Genomic DNA, 3,476 nt, shown 5'->3' with positions numbered 1-3,476 from the left:
CGCCAGCGTTCGTCCTGAGCCAGGATCAAACTCTCCATAAAAGAAATTTGATTAGCTCAAATTGTTTTGCTGGCATCGATTTTGATGTCCAAAATTTTTGTTTTGTTCACTAGCAGAAACTAGCTACTAAAAACTTTATTGATTACGTTTTGCTTGTTCAGTTTTCAAGGTTCATTAATTTGTCACACTTAAGTGACTTTCTATACTTTAACACAGTGTTAACTCTATGTCAACTCTTTATGTTAGTATTTTTAAAGGTTGTCGTTTGTTTTCGTAACAACGTTTTAAAATATACCATTAATCTTCTAGTAATGCAACTGTATTTAAAAAGAAAAATAATTCTGTGATTTTCATTTCTAAATAAATCAAATTACTTCCTATATAATTGTTTTAAAAGTGAATAGTATTCCAATCATTAGAGCAATAAAAAAACTGCTCACAAATATGGTTAAAACCAAAATTTGCGAACAGCCTTTTGTTTATAAAGTTGCTAAATATAATAAGAAGATTATCGCGAAAACATACATTATCGGATTTACTTCCTTCGCTTTTCCTTTAATAATCATTGTTAATGGATAGAAAATGAAACCTACTGCGATACCAGTTGCAATCGAATAAGTTAATGGCATCATAATCATTGTTAAAAATGACGGCACAGCAATTTCAAAACGATTCCAAGCAATTTGGCCTAAAGAAGCGACCATTAGGACTCCAACTATAATTAATGCAGGAGCAGTAACGGCTGAAGTAATAACTCCTAACAACGGAGATATGAAGAGTGCTAATAAGAATAAACATCCCGTTACAATTGAAGCAAAACCTGAACGTGCACCAGCTGCTACACCTGATGAGGATTCTACATAAGACGTGATTGTAGATGTACCAAAAATGGAACCTACAATCGTTGCAATTGAATCAGAAATCAAAGCTTTACCAGCACGTGGTAAACGGTTATCTTTCACTAATCCTGCTTGGTTTGCTACTGCCATTAAAGTTCCCGCATTATCAAAGAAATCAACAAATAAGAAAGTTAAAATTACTGACAGCATGGATAATGTATAGAAGCTTGGATCAGAAAAGGCACTGAATAATGCACCAAATGTTGGCGAAATACTAGGTGGTGCTGAAAAGACTTTTTCTGGTAACCCAACTTGTCCAGTAATCATACCTACAATTGAAGTAATTACCATACCATAGAATACGCCGCCTTTAATTCCACGCACCATCAAAATAACTGTAACAATAATACCGAAAATCGCTAGTAATACCTGTGGATCACGTAAATTACCAATACCAACTAAGGTTGCATCATTATTAACAATAATTTTTGCATTTTGCATTCCAATAAATGCAATGAATAAACCAATACCAGCACCTACCGCTAATTTTAATTCCATAGGGATAGCATTAATTAATTTTTCTCGTAAGCCTGTTAATGTTAATAATAAGAAGAAAATACCTGAAATAAATACTGCTGCTAAAGCATGTTGCCATGGGCTACCATTAACTAGTACTACTGTATAAGCAAAAAATGCATTAAGTCCTAAACCAGGCGCTAAAGCCAGTGGATACTTCGCTAAGAGTCCCATAATAAAACAACCAATTGCTGCTGACACAGCAGTTGCAACAAATACAGCCCCATAATCCATACGTAAAGCATCTGGTAAATCCTTTACATCTGCTAATGTCAATGTTAATGGGTTTACTACTAAAATATAGGCCATTGCTAAGAACGTTGTGAAGCCACCAAGAAATTCCCGACGATAATTTGTTCCTAATTCATCGAACATGAAATACTTTTTCATTTGAAAGAAATCCTCCGTTGGTCGTCTTCAATATCGAAAATAAAAAAAGACACGCTGACTATTCTACTAGTCGCATGTCTACGATATTTCATCACCTGTATTGTGTGAAATTTATTAGTGTCTATACATTCGTATATAAAACTAAAATCGTAGTCAAGTTATTTACGGTAACTTGGTAGAAACTCACGGGCCTTATTCCCGACATTATACGACGACTTATTTAATTTACAATCGTAATATATCATTTCATTTTTCAGATTTCAACCTATTTCCGAACGTTTTTTATAAAAAAAATACGAAAGTTCGTGTAAAATACTTATTTAATGTTCATGTTTTATTCATTTAACACTTCTTAGATTAATTGTGCCTTAGCTAATTAAAACCCTAGAATCAGCTTTTAAGATTCTAGGGTTTCGTTATTCATAATTCCCACTCATTGTGAAACTAATACAATATAGCTGATTTTAAGTACTTTACACATCGTCATATTCGCTTTCGAGCGACCACTGCTAACCGACTATTCTCGGCTGAGTACTCACATGTAGATAGAACAAGAAGCTTGTCTCCATACTGTGCAGTCACTCCTGTGTCGTAAAGCGCGAGCTGTTCAATATTTTGAATATACGAGTCAAACTCAACAGGTGTTTCTATCTGATCAATCTGATAGTATTTAAAAACGTCATCCGTTTTGCTGTATACCTCCGAGAGAATAACAGCAACGATTTCGTATTCTTCCTGCTCGTAAAGCGTACTAAATTGTAACATTGTATGCTCCTTATAGTAGCTTTCCTTCTTATACTTCTCTAAATCTGCAAACATCGCTCCACTTTTCATATGATGTCCATGGATGAGTAATATGTCTGAATCATTTATGTGACTATGCTCATCCAAAAAAGGGAGTCCATTTTTATTTTTTTCCTTATTGAAACCATGATTCAGATAGTACTGTGTATCCTGTTTATTCTGCATAATCGGGTAATCAATCCGGGTGCCGTCTATTTTCAGCCACCCGATGATATCCGGGTTTTGTTTGTACAGTTCTTGGAATTCAGGGAGTATGACATTTGTGATAAAAGATGAGGTTGCTTTAACATCCTCATCTTTATTATTTTCTTTATATCGTATTTCTGCTAACTCTTTTATTTGCTTATTTTCAGTATAATCCTGTAAATAACTTCTCCCAAGAGAAACTAGGGAATATACAAGTAGGATTGTGAAAAAGGCGATAAGAATTTTTTTAATTTTGCTCATTTCCTTACCACCTTTCCCATTACTAAATGTGCTTTTTCTTCTTGTTACCAAACAATAGGAATCCTAGCATTATTAAGCACATAAGCGCCAAAGCCATATAGAAGATTGGTGGCATACTATTATCACCTGTTTTTGGAACATTATCTAATTTGTTTTCTCCACTATTATTGTCATCGGATTTACTATTTCTACTAGATTCAGTTTTATCTCCAGAATTAAGCTTGTTTCCAGAAACTTCGGAATTACTTCCAGAACCAGGATTGTTTCCTGGATTTCCTATAGAGCCTAGGTCGTTTCCTGAATCTCCCGGATTACCTTCAGCTCCTGGGTTGTTTCCTGAATCTCCTGGATTACCTCCAGTTCCTGGGTTATTTCCAGAGTCTCCTGGATTACCTCCAGTTCCTGGGTTGTTTCCTGAAT

At 34.7% G+C, this 3,476-nt stretch carries 3 protein-coding genes and 1 riboswitch; all 3 genes read right to left on the bottom strand.

Going from position 1 to position 3,476, the window contains the following annotated elements; all coding sequences use genetic code 11:
• Positions 1-479 precede the first annotated feature (479 nt).
• Complete coding sequence (locus AC3WOM_RS20710) at positions 480-1,805, bottom strand: NCS2 family permease (protein WP_427548167.1); 1,326 nt, start codon at positions 1,803-1,805, stop codon at positions 480-482.
• A gap of 130 nt (positions 1,806-1,935) precedes the next feature.
• Positions 1,936-2,037, bottom strand: a riboswitch (purine riboswitch).
• Between the two features lie 251 nt (positions 2,038-2,288).
• Positions 2,289-3,056, bottom strand: coding sequence for a class B sortase (gene srtB / locus AC3WOM_RS20705; protein WP_492448161.1), 768 nt, complete (start codon positions 3,054-3,056; stop codon positions 2,289-2,291).
• A 22-nt stretch (positions 3,057-3,078) separates the two neighbouring features.
• A partial coding sequence (locus AC3WOM_RS20700) for an LPXTG cell wall anchor domain-containing protein (RefSeq protein ID WP_492448160.1) occupies positions 3,079-3,476 on the bottom strand: 398 nt, incomplete at its 5' end.

The sequence above is a fragment of the Lysinibacillus sp. FW301-JW8 genome (genome assembly GCF_058788755.1).
The sequence above is the reverse complement of the archived record's forward strand: the minus strand, read 5'-3'. Positions and strand labels throughout refer to the sequence as shown.

Coding starts and splice junctions, on each gene's coding strand:
- AC3WOM_RS20710 (WP_427548167.1), bottom strand. CDS start 1,805: ATGAAAAAGTATTTCATGTTCGATGAATTAGGAACAAATTATCGTCGG.
- srtB (WP_492448161.1), bottom strand. CDS start 3,056: ATGAGCAAAATTAAAAAAATTCTTATCGCCTTTTTCACAATCCTACTT.